Raw genomic sequence first — 17,685 nt, forward strand, 5'->3', positions numbered from 1 at the left:
TGATCCACAGAACCCGCTGCCTGCCAGCACCGCCGAGCCCCGCTGTACCTGTCGGCGATGCCAGGACATGTGCTGAGTACGCGCGCGGTAGTTCGATTCGCCCACTTCCGCTGACCGACGACAACAAGAAAGGATGTCCATGGAAACAGCCGATCGTGCACGGCTTGACACGTACTTCGGCAAGGTCGCCGAAGCGTTCACGCCGCCCGAGCGTCCGTCCTCGCTCTTGATCACTCACCTGTTGCCCGAGCGACCCGCGTTCGTCGGGGCCGTGGGCAAGGTGTCGCACCTGCGGGCCGTTCTGCCCAAGCCCAAGTCCATCCACGCGAGCGCTCGCCGAGAGATCGAACGAACGGTGGCGTGCGATGAACTGTCCCGTTACATGTTCAGCGACCCGGACACCGCCGTGACGTACCTGGAGACCAGAGCGGCCGGCGAGAGCGTTGTTCTGCTCGACGTGGGCGGGTACTTCGCGCCATCGCTGGACGCACTGTGTGAACGGTTCTCGGGAACCGTCCTCGGAGTGGTCGAGGACACCGAGAACGGACACAAGCGCTACGCCGAACGGGACAAGCTGCCGTGCCCGGTCGTGTCCGTGGCTCGCTCGCCACTCAAGGACCCGGAAGACTTCCTCGTCGGGCAGAGCGTGGTGTTTTCCGCCGAAGCGCTGTTGCGGCAGCGCGGGGACATCCTGCACGGGCGCCCGGCCCTGGTCCTCGGGTTCGGCAAGCTCGGATCCAGCATCGCCCGACTGCTGCACGTCAAGGGCGTACGGGTGATCGTCTACGACATCGACCCCGTACGGCGCGCACAGGCCATGTCGCAGGGGTTCGAAGTTGCCCGGGACCGGGACCAAGCCATAGCGGCGGCCGGACTCGTTCTCTGCGCAACGGGGGCGCTGTCTCTGCGCGGCGAGGACTTCCCGCAGCTCAAGAACGGGGCCTACGTGGCGACGGTGACCAGCTCGGAAGACGAGCTGGAGTTGAGCGGCCTGCCCTCGGGCTACACCCGCGACAGCGCCGGCGAGCACGTGAGCCGCTACAGCACGACCGGCCACTACTTCTATCTGCTGAACGGAGGCGAGGCGGTCAACTTCATCCACGGTGCGAGCGTTGGACCGTTCATCTTCCTCGTTCAGGCCGAAATCCTCGCGGGCGCGGCCATGCTGGCTCGCGGTGGGCTGGATGCCGCCATGCACGAGGTGCCCACCGCCGACCGGGAAGCCATCGCGGCTACCTGGCTCCACTACTACAACAGGTGATCGAATGCCCATCACGGCAGACCACATCCGTACGACCCTCGCCGAGTACACCGACGCGCACCCCGAAGACAAGTCCGCCCTGGCGGTCGTTCACGAGCTGATCGACCAGGGGGCCGACGTGACCAGCCGGAAGGAATTCCGGGGCCACGCCACAGCGGGGGCCTTGGTCATCAACAACGCGGGTCAGGCGCTGTTCATTCGGCACGTGGCGCTTGGTAAGTGGCTGACTCCGGGCGGGCATCTTGAGCCCGAGGATGCGGATCTGTTGGGTGCCGCACTCCGTGAGCTGATCGAAGAGACCGGCATCACCCTGAGTGTCTCCCCGGTCCACGCGGTCCCGGTCCACATCGACGTGCACCCGATTCCCGCGAACGAGAGCAAGGGGGAGCCTGCGCACCAGCACTTCGACTTCCGGTACCTCTTCCGGCTGGAGGGGGATCAGACCGTGGCGCTCCAGGAGGAAGAGGTGAGCGGGTACGCGTGGCGCAGCGTGGAAACGATCACGGATGAGACGTTGCGGGCACGGGTCCTCGCGTCGCTTCGCTAGACGCGCCCCAGACACTGATTCGGCCCCGCCCGTCAGCTTCCTCCGAGGCAGACAGGCGGGGCAGACGTCTGTTCGGGTGTTCGCCGTACTAGATCAACAACGGCGCAGTAGGGTGTGTGTTTAGAGGGATTTCCTGGTCAGGATCGCGTCGAAGGAACCGCGGGGGAGGGCGGCGCGCCAGTCGGGGTCCTTGAGGTCGGCGGTCACGAAGGTGACGCGTGCGTCGCCCGCGAAGTGCCCCTCGGCGATGGTCAACAGGGCGGGGTCGAGATCGACGCCCGTACTGGTGGCTTCCGGGAACCGCTTGAGGACGCGGTCCGTGATACTTCCCGTACCGCATGCGAGATCCAGCACCCGGGGGGCGGGTCCCACCAGTGCCTCGACCATGTCCAGCATCACGCGGAACCGCTCCTCGCGGTCGGGCATGTACCACTCCTGCTGCCGGTCCCAGCTGTCCTGCCAGGCCTGCCAGTCGGTCGTGCCCGCCGCTTCGGCCGTATCCGCCGTATCCGTCATCCCGAACCCCTCCATACGTAATACCCTCGAAGACGTCTCAGCCGTTACCGGAGACACTAATCCGCAGCCGTAAGGACTACAAGTGGAACTGGCCCATTACTCGGACTTCGCCGTGCGCCTGGTCAACACCGAGGAGCCGGCCCGCAACAAGGACGCGCTCACCTCGGTGGACGCCGTCCGCGCCCTGTTCGGCGCCAGTCAGCAGATGGCGCGCCGCGTCACCGACGGTGACGTCACCCGCTTCCGCAACGTCCGCGGCCGCCTGCGCTCCGTCTTCGAGGCCGCCGACGGCGGCGACGAGGTCCTCGCCGTCGACCTGCTGAACTCGCTGCTCATGGAGTTCCCCGTCAGCCCCCAGGTGTCCGGCCACGAGACCCTCGCCGACGACGGCCGCCCCGACTGGCACATCCACCTCGCCGAGCACCCCTCGAACGCCTCCGCCGGCTACGCCGCCATGGCGGCCATGGGCCTGGCCTTCGCCCTCACCGAGCACGGCCCCGACCGCCTCGGCCTGTGCCAGGCCGCGCCCTGCCGCAACGCCTACCTGGACACCTCCACCAACCGCTCCCGGCGCTACTGCTCCGACCGCTGCGCCACCCGGGCGAACGTGGCCGCCTACCGCGCCCGCAAGCGGCTGGAGGCCGAGGAGTCCGCCCGCAGCGGGCGCAGCGCCGAGGCCGCCCAGGACAGCCGGGCCCTGAGCGAACGCTGATCCTCCTCGCGCGGCCGGAAGCGCAGCACCGCCGTCGCCAGCACCAGCTCCGCGGGCACCGGCCCGAAGACGGTGCTGTCGCCGGTCTCGTTGTACGGGTTGTCGCCGAGCACCCACCAGCTGCCGCCCGGCCGCCGCTCCACCGCGCGCTTGACCACCAGCAGGTCCTGCTGGAGCGGATGCCGCAGCACGACCACGTTGCCCGGCCGTACGGCAGCCCCGTACCGGACGACCAGCCGGTCCCCGTTCAGCAGCGTGGGAACCATCGAAGGCCCCGTCACCTCCACCACCTCGAACCGCCCGCGCGGGCGCCCGAACTCCACCATGCGTGTCCTCCTCGTCACCCCCGCATGCTGCCGCACCGGTCCGTACATTCGCTCACCGGTCCGGCCGTGCCCCTGGACTTTTGTCCTAAGCCCATGGGGGCGCCCGCGAAATCCGGTTGTTCAGCGAGTAATCTCCCCCTTGAGAAGACGATCACGAGGAGGACAAACTCCATGCTTTCCCGCCTCTTCGCCCCCAAGGCGAAGGTCTCCGCCCACTGCGATCTTCCGTGCGGCGTGTACGACCCTGCCCAGGCCCGCATCGAGGCCGAGTCCGTCAAGGCCGTGCAGGAGAAGTACCAGGCCAACGAAGACGCCGACTTCCGCGCGCGCGCCATCACCATCAAGGAGCAGCGCGCCGAGCTCGCCAAGCACCACGTCTCGGTGCTGTGGAGCGACTACTTCAAGCCCCCGCACTTCGAGAAGTACCCGCAGCTGCACACCCTGGTCAACGACACCCTGAAGGCCCTCTCGGCCGCCAAGGCGTCGAACGACCCGGCGACCGGCGCGAAGGCTCTTGAGCTCATCGCCGAGATCGACCGCATCTTCTGGGAGACCAAGGCCGCCTGAGCCTTCCCTCCCACGCGCAGAGGGGCCCGTCCGCACGTGCGGACGGGCCCCTCTGCGCGTGCCGTCGCACCGGACGGTCACGTACGTGCGGTCCGGGCAGGGCCGTCAGCCCCGCGTCCGGACCCGGAGGATCACTCGTCGTCCGCGTCCTCGTCGTCGTCCAGCCGGGCCAGCCAGGTGGCCAGGCGTTCCACCGGGACCTCGAAGTCCGGGTTCAGGTCGACGAAAGTGCGCAGCTGCTCGGCGAGCCACTCGAAGGTGACCTCCTCCTCGCCGCGCCGCTTCTCCAGCTCCTCGATGCCGCGATCGGTGAAGTACAAGTCGGGCTCCGTGCCGTGATGGGGGTGTGCAGGGGGTGTTTCCCGCCAGGATAATCCGCCTATCGGCGAGACCTCCCGCACGCGCCGTCCCCGGGTCTAGCCTGGATGCCCAACGAGCGGGGGGTGCGGATGACGGACGGGCGCACGACCGGGTCCGCGCGCGCCTTCGAGCTTCTGGAGCCCCTCGTCCAGGCGGCGACCGTACGCGTTCACGCCCCGCCGGGCGGGTATGACAACCCTCGCAGTCATCGGACCGGTCCCACGTGGGGGAGCGGCTTCTTCATCGCCCCCGGCTGGGTCCTGACGTGCGCGCACGTGGTCGGCGAAGGGGGTGCTGCGGTGCGTCTGACGGGACGCGAGGTCGGCATCACCTTTTCCGCCGGGAGCATCACGGGCACGGTCACCGGGCGCGTGGAGTGCGTACTGCCCGAGCGGCTGGAGGAACGGCGGCCCGGCCGGCACGCGCTGTGGGACCTGCCCGACCTGGCGCTGGTCAGGGTGCTGGCGCCCGTCTCGCACGCCTGCGTATGGCTGACCGACCGATCCAGACCACGCTTCGACGAGGTCGCCTACTTCGGCTGCACCGAGGACCTCGGCACCCCCGAGATCACCGGCCGCACCACCCGGCTGCGCGGCACGGCCGGGAACGGAGCGGCCATCCGGCTCGGCGACGACGACGAGATCGAGCCCGGCATGTCCGGCGGGCCCGTGGTGGACCTCGTCCGCGGCGAGGTCGTCGGCGTGCTCAAGGCCCGGCGGCAGACGGGCGGCGGCGGGCTCGCCGTCTCCGTCGTGCAGCTGCGCACCCTGCCGATGGCCGCGCGGGGCCAGGTCGGCCTCTACCGCCGGATCATGCAGGCCCACGACCTGTACCACTACGACCAGCACCTCAGCGACCTCGACAACCGGCGGACCTGGACCGACGTGCACGGCGAGCTCCCGCCGCAGGAGGGCGACCCGTACGCCGGCCGGGGCCGGCTCACCCCCGGCGAACGCACCACCCTGTTCGGGCTGCTGGCCGAGCTGCCCCCGCCGGGCTCCTCCGAGGTCGTACGCGCCCTGGTCGAGGAGGCGCGCGGCGAGGAGCCGGACCCGCTGCCGCCGGCCCCGCTGAGCTGGCGCGACGGGCTGGGGCTGCTGCACGACCCGCCGGGCGGGACCGCGGAGGCCGCGGCGATGCTCCGGTACGCGACGGACGTGAGCGTGGCCGAGTACCGGGAGCCGGCCACGCCGGGCGCGGACGAGGAACTGTGGGACTGGGTACGGGCCACGGCCGAGCGGCTGTGGCGGCCGCTGCGGCGCGAGCTCGGCGAACGCCACGAGCGGGGCCTCGCCGAGCGCGAACGGCGCCGCCGGGCCTCGGCCGGGCGGACGGCGTACGGCCCGGCCCGGCGCTCCAGCGGGCTGCCGCCCGGGGCCTCGGTGCTGCTGGAGGTGTGGGCGCACGGCTGGGAGGACGTCTACGACTGGCGGGTCTCGGTGCTGGCCGGCCCCGCGCACGCCGGGCGGGTGACACCCGTGGACTCGGGCGTACGGGCCACCCTGACGGGCCTGCCGGAGGCCCTGCGGGCCCCGCTCGCCGAGGGCTTCCGGCGCTGCGACACCCACGAGGCGGCCGCCCTGCTCGAAGTGGCCGTGGCCCCCGCGCTGTTCGGGCTGGCGGTGGACGAATGGGTGGTGGTGGGCGGCGTACCGCTCGGCGTGCAGCGGCCGGTGGTCCTGCGCCACCCCGCCGGGACGAACCCCGCCGGGACGACGAACCGGGCCGGCGCGAACCCGGGCGGCGCCGGCCCGGGCGAGGCCAGGGAGCACCCCGCCGACCGCGAGGGCACCGACGCCTCCGCCCGCTGGGCACGGGTCCAGGCCGGACCGCTGCAGGACGAACGCGCCGACTGCATACGGGGGCGCCCGCGCAGCCCCGCCGCCGAGTGGCTGACGGGACTCCCCGACAACACCGTGCCCGTGCACTGCCGCGCGGCCGACCAGGAGCCCACGCTCGGCTCGCTGCACGCCGTACGGGACGCCGGATACGGGGTGGTGGTGACCCGGCGGCCACCGCCGGACCCGGGAGCCTCCTGCGCCCCCTTCCACCGCGGGCTGCGGGAGGAACTGGCCGACGCGGGGCGGGCGGAGGTGCTCCCCGTACGCCTGCAGAACCTGCGGGGCCGGGCGTACGGGGCGGATCCCGACGCCTACTGGGCGGCCGGGACGGGGCTGGTGTGGGAGGACCCGGCACGGCCGCTGCCGGAGGAGGAGCCGCTCCAGGGCGACCTGTGACGGGGGCGCCGCGGACGACGCGAGGGAGGGAGCAGGAGCACCATGAATGACGAGTGGCTCATATACCGCGGGGTGGGCGAGCCCCACGACGGGATCGACGCCCTGCCCGACCCGCCGCCCTGGCGGGACTTCGACGGCGGCCCCGTGGCGGAACCGGGCGGTGCGGCCCGGGCCGCCGACGGCAACGTGGCCCGGCGGCTCGGGGCGCACCGGCAGGCCGCCGAACTGCACCGGCCGGAACCGGAGGAGCTGGAGGCCATCAACGCGGCCCTCTACCTGCGGCGGCCGCTGCTCGTGACCGGCTTCCCCGGCACCGGGAAGTCCACCCTCGCGCACGCCGTCGCCCACGAGCTGAAGCTGGGGCGGGTACTGCGGTGGCCGGTGGTGTCCCGGACCGTGCTCCAGGACGGCCTGTACCGCTACGACGCCCTGGCCCGGCTCCAGGACGTCCAGATCGCCGCGAGCGGCGGAGGCGGCCCGGCCGCCGCGCACTCCGGGGTGCCCGGCATCGGGAAGTACATCCGGCTCGGACCGCTCGGCACCGCCCTGCTGCCGACGGCCCGGCCCCGCGTCCTGCTCATCGACGAGCTCGACAAGAGCGACATAGACCTCCCCAACGACCTGCTGAACGTGCTGGAGGAAGGCGAGTTCGCCCTCCCCGAGCTGGAACGGGTCGCCGACAGCGAGCCCGAGGTCCAGGTGCTCACCGACGACGGGACCAAGGTCACCGTCCGCGGCGGCCGCGTGCGCTGCCGGGCCTTCCCGTTCATCATCCTGACCAGCAACGGGGAACGGGACTTCCCGGCCGCCCTGCTGCGCCGCTGCATCCAGCTGAAGCTCGGTCAGCCCGGTGAGAAGCGGCTCGCCACCATGGTCCGCGCCCACCTCGGCGAGGAGGCCGCCCGCCTCGGAGCCGACCTGATCCGGGAGTTCCTCAGCCGCTCCCAGTCCGAGCTGGTCGCCGCCGACCAGCTGCTCAACGCCGTGTACCTGACCCACTACGCCGCCCCGCCCACCCGGGAGGACCTCGCCGACCTGCTCATCCAGCGCCTCGACCGCCCGAGGTGATCGGCCGTGGCATCCGCCGGCGCACCCGGCGTCCGTGAACTGGCCGCGCTGCTGCTCTCCGCCGGGCTCGACCCGTCCGCCGGGGAACTCGCCGACGCCCTGTGGCTGGCCGGCCACATCGGCCCGCCCGGGCCGGCCGCCCCGGGCGGGCCGGGGCCGGGCGCCCCGCAGACCCCGGCCGAGGAGCCGGCCGGGGAGCCCGCCGAGCCCGTACGCACAGATACGGAGGCCGACGCGCCGGTCGGGCTCTACGCACCCGGCGCGGCCCGGGCCGACGGCGCCGACGGGGAACGGCCGGGGGAGTCCCCCGAGGAGTACGGAGTGCCCGTACGCGTGCCCGGCGCCGCCGCGCTGCCCCGCATCCTGGACATCCAGCGGGCCCTGCGCGCCCTCCAGCGGCACCGCCCGCCCGGCCCGCCCACCCGGCTGGTGATCGACGAGGCCGCCACCGCCGAGGCCAGCGCCCGCACCCTCGGACTGGTCATCCCGGTGCTCCGGCCGGAGAGCCGGCGCGAGGCGACCGTACGGCTGGTGATGGACGCGTCCCCGTCGATGGCCGTCTGGCAGGACATGTTCGAGGAACTGCGGTCCGTGTGCGAGCGGTTGGGTGCCTTCCGGGACGTCCAGGTGCACTATCTGCACCGCCTCGCCGACGGCACGGCCGCACTCGGCCGCAGCCCCGCACCCGGCTGCGTACGCGCCTCCGGCCTGCGCTCCGGCGACCAGTTACGGGACCCGACCGGCCGGGCCCTGACCATGGTGGTCTCCGACTGCGCCGGGCCGCTGTGGCGCGAGGGCACCGCGCAGCGGCTGCTGCACCGGTGGGCCGAGTGCACCCCGTGCATGGTCGTCCAGCCGCTGCCGCAGCGGCTGTGGGGGCGCAGCTGGCTGCCCACCGAGCGGGGCACGCTCACCCGGCCGGAGGGCGGCGGGCAGAAGCTCGCCTTCCGGCCCGACCGGCCGCCGCTGCCCGGGCGCCCCACCGGCGGGCTGACCGTGCCGGTGCTGCCGCCGAGCGCGACCGCCCTCGGCGCGTGGGCCCGGCTGCTGGCCGGGCTCACGGCCGGGCCCGTACCGGCCGAGGTGGGCCGGGTACGGGCCGACCATCCGGCCGCGCCCCTGCCGCCGCCGCGTGCGATGCGCCCGCCGCGCGAGCTGGTGGCCCGGTTCCGGTCCTCGGCCGCGCCCCGGGCCGTACAGCTCGCGGTGTACCTGTCGGCGGCGCCGCTGACGCTGCCCGTGATGCGGCTGGTGCAGCGCACGATGCTGCCGGACTCCGAGCCCTCCGACCTGGCGGAGGTACTGCTGAGCGGGCTGCTGCGGCGCAGCGGCCCGGGGCCGGGGCACTGGTACGAGTTCGTCCCCGGGGTGCAGGACGTCCTACTGGGGCCGCTGGGGCGGGACGAGGCCGCGCTGGTGCTCAAGCACTGCTCGGAGTACGTACTGGCGCACTTCGGCCGGGGCGTACGGAACTTCCCCGCGCTCGCGGTCTCGCAGCTGACCGGGACCCCGCCGGCGGTCGCCGACCCCGGACCCGAGGAGGACGAGCGGGTGCCTGAGGGGCGGCTCCCGCAGGCCTTCGCACAGGTTTCGGCCAAAGTCGTACGGCGCTACCTGCCCGGGATGCCGCAGGAGGGCCCCGCGGTACGCCGGCCCCCCGCGGCCCCGGTGCCCACCCGGGCCGGGGCGGTGCGCGCCGCCCGGGACCGGCTCGCGGACGCCGACGCCGACGGGGACGGCGGCGCACGGGCGCTGTACGAGGCCGTGGCGGTGCTCCGGCGGGCGGTGACGGCCCCGCCGGGACCCGGCGACCCGCCGGAGGAGGCGGAGACCGAGCTGGCGGGGGCGCTGCTGCGGCTGTGGGCGGCCCAGCGGGACCCGGAGCTGCTGGCCGAGGCGGAACGGGCCGTGACCGGGCTGCGGACGGCACGCGCGGGCGCGGTGCTCGGCCGCGTGCTGTACGAGCGGGCGCTGGCCGCCGGACCGGACGCGGAGCTGCTGGCGGCGGCGGACATGGAGTTCGCGGCGGCCGGAGCCGCGGCCGACCCGGAACTGCGCCGGGACTGCGCGGTGCGGCGGGCGGAGACCCTGATCCGGCTGAGCGGACTGCGGGACGAGGCGGGCGCGCTCCGCGAGGCCCGGACGGCCCTGGAACCCCTGGCGGGCCGGGCACCGGGCGCGGCCCCGGCCTCCGGCACCGACGGCGGCCCGGAGGGCGGCGGGGACGGAGGCGGGGAGGGCGCCGGGGAGGGCGCCCGGGACGGCGGTCCGGCCCCGTACCCCGAGCTGCACCTGGCCCTGGGCCGCGTCCTGCTGGCCCTGCTGCCCCGCACCCCGGACCCGGCCGAGCGCACCGCCCTGGCCGAACAGGCCGCAGCCCGCCTGGCCGCGGCCCTGGCCGTCCCGCCCGCCGCCCCCGGCCGCACCGGCCGTACCGGCCCGGGCACCGCACAGGTCCGGGTGGAGCTCGCCGACGCGCTGCGCCGCCTCCCCGGCCGGCTGGAGGAGGCCGCCGGGCAGCTGGAAGCGGCCCTGGCGGAGGCGGGCGGCGACCCGGAGCTGCGGGTCGCCGCCCTGGTCTGCCTGGCGCGCGTGCACCGGGAGCGGTACGCGCGGGACGCCGACCCGACGGCACTGGAGGACGCGGCCGGGGCGTACGCCCGGGCCCGGCGGCTGATCCCCCGCGACGCGGAGGCCTTCGGGGAACTGCTGCCCGAGTGGGGCGACGTACTCCTGGACCGGGCCCGGGCCACCGACGGGCGGCCGTTCACCGGGGCCGCCGTACGCGTCCTGCGCGAGAGCCGGGCCGCGGTCCCGCAGTCCGACCCCGGTGCGGCCCACCGGCTGCTGCGGCTGGCCACCGGGCTCCGGCTGCGGCACGCGTACGAGGGCGACCCGGTGGACCTGCGGGAGGCCGAGTACCTGCTGGAGCTGGCCGTCCGGCACAGCCGCAACCCGCTGGAACAGGCCCGCATCTGGCGGGACCACGGCGACGTCCAGCAGGAGATCCACGGCCACACCCGGGCGCTGGAGCGCCTCGACCGGGCGGCGGACTCCTACCGGCGGGCCTGGCGGGCCGCCCTGGAGGCCGACGTGGAGGACCGCGCGGACACCGCCGTCCAGCTGGCCGCCCGCGTCCAGCAGTTGCGCGGGGACGTGCTGGAACGCCTGGCCCGGCCCCGCGCGGCCCTGGACGCGTACCGTTCGGCTCTGGAGCTGTGGACGCGGACCCGCGAGGGCGCCGCGGGGCGCTCGGAGGCGGTCCGCGTACGGATCCTGGCCTTGGAGGCAGGGCTCTGACGCCCGCGCCGAGGGCGCGGGCCGGGCCGGGGACCGCTGTTTCCACGGACCGGCCGACGGGAAAGGGAAGTGGACCATCCGGTGTGCGACGCGACAGGGGGCCCGGCGGCACATGGTGACGAAGCAGCAGGAAGTGGCGGCGGCGACCCCGGGATGCCCGGGGCGGCTGCCGGATCTCTCCGGGCTGGACCTGGCGGCGCTGCGCGGGATCGACCATCCCGTGCTGGCCGGGGTGATCGAGGGCATGGTCGAGCGGGTGACCCATCCCGCGGAGATCCTCAACGCCTTCGACTCCAGCGTGGCCTGATCGCACCATGCCTGATCCGTCCTACCTTGAAACCGAGTTGACCACTTTCCGCCGTTAGCCGGGACCGTCCCCAGGGCAGGGATGGACCGTCCGCCGGGGTGTCCCCGGGCGGTTGTTGCCGGGGGAGGGAGGTGCGGCGATGCGGCGAGCGGCCACGAGCGGAACCCCGCTGCCCGCACCCGACGGCCCCGACCCGACCGCGCCCCCCGCTCCGACCGCACCTCCCGCTCCGGCCGCGCACGCCGACGCGGCCGCACCTCCCGCCCCGGCCGCGCACGCCGACGCGGGTCCCGCCCCGTACGGCGACGCCGCGCTGGCCGCCCAGCGGCTGCGCCACGCCCGGTACGCGCCCTGGCCCCACACCCGGCTCGACGTGGCCGCCGCGCGGGCCGCCGGCCACCGGCCCCACCCGATCCGCCAGTTCGTCCTCAAGACCCGCAGCCGCTGCAACCTCGCCTGCACCTACTGCTACGTCTACGAGATGGCCGACCAGGGCTGGCGCGACCAGCCGACCGCCATGACCCCGGCCACCACCGCCCGCGCCGCGCAGCGGATCGCCGAGCACGCCGCCGCCCACGACCTGCCCCGGATCGACCTCGTCCTGCACGGCGGCGAACCGCTGCTCACCGCCCCCGCCCGACTGGCCGCGCCCGTCGACGCCGTCCGGGCCGCCGTGGCCGGGGCCGCCCCGCGCACCCGGGTCACCGCCACCGTCCAGACCAACGGCACCCTGCTCACCCGCGGCCGCATCGCCGCCCTGGCCGCCGCCGGGATCCGCGTCGGCGTCAGCCTCGACGGCGGGCTGCCCGCGCACAACACCCGCCGGGTGGACCACGCCGGACGGCCCGGCTTCGCGTCCGCCGCCCGCGGCCTGCGGCTGCTGGCCCGCCATCCGCAGAGCTACGCCGGAGTGCTCTGCGTCGTCGATCTCGACCACGACCCGGTGGAGACCTACGAGTCCCTGCTCGCCTTCGCCCCGCCCAGCATCGGGCTGCTCCTGCCGCTCGCGAACTGGAGCGATCCGCCCCCCGGCCACCACCCGGGCCGGACCCCCTACGCGGACTGGCTCCTCGCCGTCTTCGAGCGCTGGTGGCACGACGGCGTACGGCGCACCCGGATCCGGCTCTTCGAGGAGATCATCGCCCTGTTGCTCGGCCTGCCCACCACCACCGAGACCCTCGGGCTCACGCCCGCCGCCACCGCCGTGATCGAGACCGACGGCTCCATCGAACAGGCCGACTCGCTGAAATCCGCGTACGAGGGGGCCGCCGCGACCGGGATGACCCTCGACACCCACAGCTTCGACCAGCTCCTCGACCACCCCGGGTTCGCCGCCCGCCAGCTCGGCCGGGACGCGCTCGCCGCGCGGTGCCGCGCCTGCGAGCTGGTCGACGTGTGCGGCGGAGGGCATTACCCGCACCGCTACCGCGCCGGCGAGGGCTTCCGCCGGCCGTCCGTGTACTGCGCCGACCTCCAGCCCCTGATCCGGCACATCGCCGCCGCCGTCCAGCGGGCCGCGCAGACCGCCGCCCAAGCCCCCGCGACCCATGCTCCCGCGACCGGAACCCGCTCCGCCCAAGCACCTGCCGCCCAAGGTCCCGCCGCCCAGGGTCCCGCCGTCCAAGCCCCCGCCGTCCAGCCCCCGGCGGTCGCCTCATGACCGACGCCCTCACCGCCTTCAGCGTCCCCCCGCCCACCCTGCGCGCCCTCGCCTCCACCGAACCCTCCCCGGAGGGCACCCGCCTGGTCCGCGACGTGCGCCGCTCCAAACGCCTGCTCCTGCTGCGCGCGGTCCTCGACGCCGCCCCCGGCGGCCGGTCCGGGGAGACCGCCGACCACTGGGCCCTGCTGGAGGAGGCCGAGCGCCGCGACGCGGGCGCCGTGCGCGACGTACTGCACTACCCGGCCACCGGGGTGTGGGCCGAGGAGACCCTGCGCCGGCTGCACGCCCCGTGCGGACCCGCGCCCGACCTCGGACACCTCGGGGCCCTCGCCGTCGCCGCCGCCCTGCGCGCCGGGATCCCCTTCAGCCACACCCTGCGGCCCCTGCACGGCCGGCTCGTACTGCCCACCCTCGGACTGCTGCGCCCGGACCGCCCCGGCCCGCTCGCCCTCTGCGAACGCTCCTGGGACCCCGACCACCCCGCCACCGTGCCCCTGCACGCTCTGCCCGGCGGCCGGACCGCCCTCGACGACCTCGACCCCTACCGGGCGCCCGGCCCCGCGCAGCCCGCCCCGGTCCGCCCCGCCCGCCGGCTCACCCCCAAGGGCCACAAGCGGTGGGACACCCAGTGGTCCGGCGCGCTCACCCTGCTCCAGCGCTACGACACCGGCCGCGCCGAGGAGACCGTCCAACTGCTGCGCTCCCTCGTGCCGCTGGCCGGCGGCTCCCGCTCCAGCGGTGCCACCCTCCCCGCGGCCGCCGGCTCCGTACTCGCCCGCGCCCAGGCCCCGCCCGCGCTCGCCGCGACCCTCGTCCACGAGGTCCAGCACGGCAAACTGAGCGCCCTCACCGACGTCCTGACCCTGCACACCGCCGACCACACGCCCCGCCACTGGGCCCCCTGGCGCAGCGACCCCCGCCCCCTGGAGGGCCTGCTGCACGGCGCCTACGCCCACCTGGCCCTCGCCGGGTACTGGCAGCGCGCCGCCCTCTACGGGGCCCGCGGCGCCTGGGCCCAGCACGCCCGGATCCGCGCCCAGGTGGCCGCCGTCCTGCCCACCCTGCGGGCGCACGAGCTACTGACCGCCGCCGGACGGGAGTTCACCGACGCGATGGGAGCCGCCGAACGCGCCATGGACGACCTGCCGCCGCCCGGCGACCAGCACACCGCGGCCCGCCGAGCCGTCGACCGCGAACGCCGCGCCTGGTGCGAGGCACACCCCGAACTCGCGCCGTTCGCACAAGGCTGACGGACCGTCCGCTGCGGTACCTTTCAAGCCCGTCCACCGCCCGGATTCCAGGGAGACGGCCCGATGACCACCGGTAGTCGCCAGGACCGTGAACCGGCGGCGCAGCAGCCGCCCCAGCCGCCCCAGCCACAGCGATTCGTCATCAGCTTCGCGGGATTCAACCGCCCCTGGGCGGTGTGGATCGCGCACCGCCTGGAGGAGCACGGCCACCGCGTCGCCCTCCAGCGCTGGGACCCGCAGAACAGTCCCGGCATCGACCAGGCCCTGGACGACCTGGCCCGCTCGGGCAGCCGGGTCCTCCTCGTCCTCAGCGAGCGCTACTTCTCCGCCGGCACCCACACCGACGAGCAGTGGAACACCGCCCTGCGCGCCGTCACCGACCGCCACCCCGACCGGTTCGCGGCGGTCTGCCTCACCGACGCCCCGCTGCCCAGCGCCGTCGCCGTGCTGGAGAAGACCGACCTGTGGGGCCTGGACGCGTACGAGGCCGAGTACCGCGTGCTGCGCCGCCTGGAGCTGCCCACCGACCGGATCGGCACCGAGACCGGCCGCCGCGGGCCGCGCTTCCCCAACGACCCGCCGGAGATCTGGGGCCGCGTCCCGCGCCGCAACCCGCGCTTCACCGGCCGCAACGACGTCATCGGCAACCTGCGCGAGGCACTGACCGACGCCCCGCCCGGCGCGTCCACCGTCACCCTCCTCGGGCTCTCCGGCGTCGGCAAGACCCAGGTCGCCACCGAGTACGCCTACCGCTTCGCCTCCGAGTACGACATCGTGTGGTGGGTCCCCGCCGAGGACCGGCCCACCCTGCGCGAACGCCTCGCCGACCTGGCCCCCGCGCTCGGGCTGCCGCGCGGCGCCGGCAGCTACGGCGAGCAGATCCGGGCCGTACTCGAAGCGCTGCGGCGCGGGAACCCGTACGGCCGCTGGCTGATGGTCTTCGACGGCTGCGACAACCCGGACGACCTGATCGACCTGCTGCCCTCCGGCGCGGGCGACGTGATCATCACCTCGCGCAACCGCGAGTGGGCCGCCCGGCACACCAGCCTCGTCGAGGTCCCGCTCTACGCCCGCCCCGAGTCGATCACCTTCATCCGCCGCCGGGCCCTGCGCCTGACCGCCGACGAGGCCGACCAGCTCGCCGAGGCCCTGGAGGACTACCCGCTCGCCCTCGACCAGACCGCCGGCTGGCTCGCCGACTCCCCGCTGCCGGTCGGCGACTACCTCGTCCTGCTCCAGCACCGGATGGACTCGCGCGAGGCCGTCACGGTCTCCGAGGACTACCCCCTGCCCTTCCCCACCGCCCTCGCCATACTGCTCAACAACGTCCGGGAGAACTTCCCCGACGCCCTCGCCCTGCTCCGGCTGTTCGTCTTCTTCGCCCCCGGCCCGGTGCCGCTGCGCCTGCTGCGCGAATTCCCCGCCGACGACGTGCCCGAACAGCTCGCCGGGCTGATCAACGACCAGATCCGGTGGAACGCCGCCCTCAACAAACTCGTCCAGTTCTCCGTCGTCCGGCTGGAGTACTCCGACCTGGCCGTGGAGGAAGGCGGCAGCGGGCTGGAAACCGTACAGCTGCACCGCATGGTCCACGGCATCGTCCGCGAGGACCTCTCCGAGGCGGAGGCCGAGCCCCTGGCCCGCGCCGTACGCCAGGTACTAGCCGCCGCCGACCCGGGCCGGCCCTCGGACTCCCGCCTGTGGCCCCGGTACGCCGAACTCATCCCGCACCTGGCCACCTCCGGCGTGCTCACCAGCAGCAACCCGCGCATCCAGAACTTCCTGCTGCACTGCCTGCGCTACCTGATCCTCGCCGGGGAGTACCGCACCTGCCTGCGCCTGTCCGAGGAGACCGACCTGATCTGGCGGGCCCTGCTCGGCGAGGACCACCCCAAGGTCCGCGAACTCAGCTACCAGTACGGCGAAGCCCTGCGCAACCTCGGCCTGTTCCGGCGCGCCGAGACCCTCACCCGCGCCCGCGCCGACCGGCTCGCCGGGGAACGCGGCGACCGCGACCTGGAAACCCTGCGCGCCACCAGCTCGTACGGCGGGGTCCTGCTGTGCATCGCCCGCTTCGAACCGGCCCGGGAGATCTTCGAGCACTGCCTGGCCACCTACCGCGAACTGCTCGGCGAGGACGACTCCACCACCCTCGCCGCCCAGAACAACCTGGCCGCCACCTACCGCCTCCTCGGCCGCTACCAGGACGCCTACGACCTCGACCTGGACACCCTGCGCCGCCGCGAACGGGTCCTGCGGACCCACCACATCTCCACCCTGTCCTCCGGGATCGCCTGCGCCATGGGACTGCGGCTGATGGGCCGCTACCACGAGGCCCAGACCCGGCAGGAACAGGGCGTGAAGATCAACACCCAGGTGCTGGGCCTGGAACACCCCCAGACCCTGCGCGCCGAGCACAACCTCGGGATGTGCCTGCGCCGCTCCGGCGACATCCCCGGCGCGGGCCTGCGGCTGCGGACCGTGTGGGAGCGGGCCACCCGGGTCTTCGGGGTCGACTACCCGTGGACCCTGATGGTCGCCTCCGACTACGCCACCTACCTCAGGGAGTACGGGGACATCGGCGAGGCCCGCCGGATCTCCGAGGACGTGGTCCGCGGCTACCAGTCCCAGCTCGGCCTCGCCCACCCGTACAGCATCGGCACGGTCGGCAACCTCGGCCTCGTGCTCCGGGCCCAGGGGGAGCGCGCGGCGGCCCTCTCGCTGGCGGAGCAGGCGCTGGTCGGCATGCGGGGCGCACTCGGCGACCGGCACCCCTGGACGCTGGGCTGCGCCCTGAACGCCACCGGGCACCGCAACATCACCGGGCGGCTGGAGGACGCGCTGGACCTGAGCCGGGACACGCTGCGCACGGCGGAGCGGGTCCTGGGCCCGGACCACCCGATGGCCCTGAGCGCCCAGATCGCCCTGGCCGCGGACCTCCGGTCGGTACGGGAGTACGAGGAGGCGGCGAAACACGAGGACGCCGGCATCAAGGGCCTCACCCGCACCCTGGGGGCCCAGCACGTCCACACGATCTCGGCGAAGCAACAGACCAGACCGTACTGGGACTTCGAGCCACAGCCGTAGGGAGGGGCGGTACGGGGCCTACGTGTGCGGGGCCTTCACCCCCTCGGCCCCACCGCTCCGGGGCGGCGGCTGCCCACCCGCCTCCCTCGGCGGCGGGGCGGGGCAGCGATGGCCTGCCGGGCGGGGTCGGGCGGTGGCGAGGTCCGGCCCGGCCGGGCTGTCCCGCGAGGGTGGGGCGTGGGTGCGGGAGCCGCTCGGGCGGCATCAAGGAGGCGGATGGGGGCTTCCCGTCAGTCTCATCGTCTCTCCGGGGCGGGCCGATCCCTCAAGGGCGCTCCTTCGTCGCGTCACTGCGTGATGGCCTCCGGCCACCCTTGACCGACCGTCCCGCCCCGGAAAGTCGAAGACTGCCGGGAAGCCCCCGAAGGAACGGGCCGGGCGACAAGAGCCCCCCGGGGACATCGGCGATGCGCGGGCGGATGCCCGAGGGGCGGGTCCCGAGGCGGGGCCCATCCGCATCGGATCCCGGGTCTGGCGCGGCCGA

At 74.4% G+C, this 17,685-nt stretch carries 13 protein-coding genes and 1 pseudogene; 11 read left to right on the forward strand and 3 right to left on the reverse strand.

What is annotated here, in order from left to right:
- The first annotated feature begins 139 nt into the window (after positions 1–139).
- Entirely contained in the window at positions 140–1,261 is a 1,122-nt protein-coding gene (locus tag JYK04_RS28070) for an adenosylhomocysteinase (protein ID WP_189732540.1), read from the forward strand.
- A 4-nt stretch (positions 1,262–1,265) separates the two neighbouring features.
- The gene (locus tag JYK04_RS28075) at positions 1,266–1,808 is read left to right on the forward strand and encodes an NUDIX hydrolase (RefSeq protein ID WP_189732538.1); all 543 of its coding nucleotides are present in this window, start codon (positions 1,266–1,268) and stop codon (positions 1,806–1,808) included.
- A gap of 123 nt (positions 1,809–1,931) precedes the next feature.
- Here JYK04_RS28075 and JYK04_RS28080 read toward each other — a convergent pair.
- Positions 1,932–2,339: pseudogene (locus JYK04_RS28080) on the reverse strand (class I SAM-dependent methyltransferase); the annotation flags it as partial.
- 67 nt (positions 2,340–2,406) lie between these two features.
- Between JYK04_RS28080 and JYK04_RS28085 the strand changes: the two are divergent.
- Positions 2,407–3,036, forward strand: coding sequence for a CGNR zinc finger domain-containing protein (locus JYK04_RS28085; RefSeq protein WP_189732536.1), 630 nt, complete (start codon positions 2,407–2,409; stop codon positions 3,034–3,036).
- On the opposite strand, the gene sodX is transcribed toward JYK04_RS28085, so the two are convergent.
- The gene (gene sodX, locus JYK04_RS28090) at positions 2,940–3,362 is read right to left on the reverse strand and encodes a nickel-type superoxide dismutase maturation protease (protein ID WP_189732534.1); all 423 of its coding nucleotides are present in this window, start codon (positions 3,360–3,362) and stop codon (positions 2,940–2,942) included. The two genes, JYK04_RS28085 and sodX, sit on opposite strands and share 97 nt — an antisense overlap.
- A gap of 171 nt (positions 3,363–3,533) precedes the next feature.
- Between sodX and sodN the strand changes: the two genes are divergently transcribed.
- Entirely contained in the window at positions 3,534–3,929 is a 396-nt protein-coding gene (sodN, locus tag JYK04_RS28095) for a superoxide dismutase, Ni (protein WP_030009413.1), read from the forward strand.
- 131 nt (positions 3,930–4,060) lie between these two features.
- Here sodN and JYK04_RS28100 read toward each other — a convergent pair whose 3' ends face one another.
- On the reverse strand, positions 4,061–4,249 hold the full coding sequence (locus tag JYK04_RS28100) for a DUF6104 family protein (RefSeq protein ID WP_030009408.1): 189 nt from the start codon (positions 4,247–4,249) through the stop codon (positions 4,061–4,063).
- Between the two features lie 129 nt (positions 4,250–4,378).
- On the opposite strand from JYK04_RS28100, the gene JYK04_RS28105 reads away from it, so the two are divergent.
- From JYK04_RS28105 to fxsT, 7 genes are all read left to right on the forward strand, one after another.
- A complete protein-coding gene (locus JYK04_RS28105; protein WP_229875004.1) occupies positions 4,379–6,526 on the forward strand; it encodes a VMAP-C domain-containing protein in 2,148 nt (715 codons plus the stop codon).
- A gap of 42 nt (positions 6,527–6,568) precedes the next feature.
- Positions 6,569–7,594, forward strand: a complete 1,026-nt coding sequence (locus tag JYK04_RS28110) for an AAA family ATPase (protein ID WP_189732529.1) — start codon at positions 6,569–6,571, stop codon at positions 7,592–7,594.
- 6 nt (positions 7,595–7,600) lie between these two features.
- Positions 7,601–10,894, forward strand: a complete 3,294-nt coding sequence (locus tag JYK04_RS28115) for an SAV_2336 N-terminal domain-related protein (protein WP_189732527.1) — start codon at positions 7,601–7,603, stop codon at positions 10,892–10,894.
- Positions 10,895–11,006: 112 nt separating this feature from the next.
- Positions 11,007–11,201 carry an FxSxx-COOH cyclophane-containing RiPP peptide gene (gene fxsA / locus JYK04_RS28120; protein ID WP_189732525.1) on the forward strand — a complete coding sequence of 65 codons (195 nt, stop codon included), beginning with the start codon at positions 11,007–11,009 and terminating at the stop codon, positions 11,199–11,201.
- Between the two features lie 139 nt (positions 11,202–11,340).
- On the forward strand, positions 11,341–12,861 hold the full coding sequence (locus JYK04_RS28125) for an FxsB family cyclophane-forming radical SAM/SPASM peptide maturase (RefSeq protein ID WP_229874948.1): 1,521 nt from the start codon (positions 11,341–11,343) through the stop codon (positions 12,859–12,861).
- On the forward strand, positions 12,858–14,114 hold the full coding sequence (locus JYK04_RS28130; RefSeq protein WP_189732523.1) for an aKG-HExxH-type peptide beta-hydroxylase: 1,257 nt from the start codon (positions 12,858–12,860) through the stop codon (positions 14,112–14,114). Before JYK04_RS28125 ends, JYK04_RS28130 begins: the two co-directional genes overlap by 4 nt.
- Positions 14,115–14,177: 63 nt before the next feature.
- Positions 14,178–17,201: an FxSxx-COOH system tetratricopeptide repeat protein gene (fxsT, locus tag JYK04_RS28135; RefSeq protein WP_189732521.1), complete on the forward strand. Its 3,024-nt coding sequence runs from the start codon at positions 14,178–14,180 to the stop codon at positions 17,199–17,201.
- The last annotated feature ends 484 nt before the right edge of the window (positions 17,202–17,685 follow it).

This window comes from Streptomyces nojiriensis, assembly GCF_017639205.1.
GTDB classification, from domain to species: domain Bacteria; phylum Actinomycetota; class Actinomycetes; order Streptomycetales; family Streptomycetaceae; genus Streptomyces; species Streptomyces nojiriensis.

Excerpts from the sequence above, each read along its gene's own strand:
- JYK04_RS28070 (WP_189732540.1), top strand. The coding sequence starts at position 140 with ATGGAAACAGCCGATCGTGCACGGCTTGACACGTACTTCGGCAAGGTC.
- JYK04_RS28075 (WP_189732538.1), top strand. The coding sequence starts at position 1,266 with ATGCCCATCACGGCAGACCACATCCGTACGACCCTCGCCGAGTACACC.
- sodX (WP_189732534.1), bottom strand. The coding sequence starts at position 3,362 with ATGGTGGAGTTCGGGCGCCCGCGCGGGCGGTTCGAGGTGGTGGAGGTG.
- sodN (WP_030009413.1), top strand. The coding sequence starts at position 3,534 with ATGCTTTCCCGCCTCTTCGCCCCCAAGGCGAAGGTCTCCGCCCACTGC.
- JYK04_RS28105 (WP_229875004.1), top strand. The coding sequence starts at position 4,379 with ATGACGGACGGGCGCACGACCGGGTCCGCGCGCGCCTTCGAGCTTCTG.
- JYK04_RS28110 (WP_189732529.1), top strand. The coding sequence starts at position 6,569 with ATGAATGACGAGTGGCTCATATACCGCGGGGTGGGCGAGCCCCACGAC.
- fxsA (WP_189732525.1), top strand. The coding sequence starts at position 11,007 with ATGGTGACGAAGCAGCAGGAAGTGGCGGCGGCGACCCCGGGATGCCCG.
- JYK04_RS28125 (WP_229874948.1), top strand. The coding sequence starts at position 11,341 with ATGCGGCGAGCGGCCACGAGCGGAACCCCGCTGCCCGCACCCGACGGC.
- JYK04_RS28130 (WP_189732523.1), top strand. The coding sequence starts at position 12,858 with ATGACCGACGCCCTCACCGCCTTCAGCGTCCCCCCGCCCACCCTGCGC.
- fxsT (WP_189732521.1), top strand. The coding sequence starts at position 14,178 with ATGACCACCGGTAGTCGCCAGGACCGTGAACCGGCGGCGCAGCAGCCG.